Origin of the sequence: Chryseobacterium sp. C39-AII1 (assembly GCF_039672645.1) — a bacterium.
Lineage (GTDB): Bacteria > Bacteroidota > Bacteroidia > Flavobacteriales > Weeksellaceae > Chryseobacterium.
In genome coordinates this window covers 1-311 of sequence record NZ_JBDFPQ010000057.1, presented here as the reverse complement: position 1 = coordinate 311, position 311 = coordinate 1, and the positions used below count along the sequence as shown (strand labels likewise).

The window sequence follows — 311 nt, the reverse complement described above, 5'->3', positions numbered from 1 at the left end:
GAACCCACGCACGTTGAAAAGTGCGGGGATGAGGTGTGGGTAGCGGAGAAATTCCAATCGAACCTGGAGATAGCTGGTTCTCTCCGAAATAGCTTTAGGGCTAGCCTCATGTTGTGAGAGTCTTGGAGGTAGAGCACTGATTGGACTAGGGGCCCCCAACGGGTTACCGAATTCAGTCAAACTCCGAATGCCAAAGACTTATCCATGGGAGTCAGACTGCGAGTGATAAGATCCGTAGTCAAAAGGGAAACAGCCCAGACCACCAGCTAAGGTCCCCAAGTATACGTTAAGTGGAAAAGGATGTGGAGTTG

General features: G+C 50.5%; 1 rRNA gene. It reads left to right on the top strand.

The annotated features are described in order from the left end of the window. Positions 1-311 (top strand): 23S ribosomal RNA (locus ABEG63_RS21560); the annotation flags it as partial.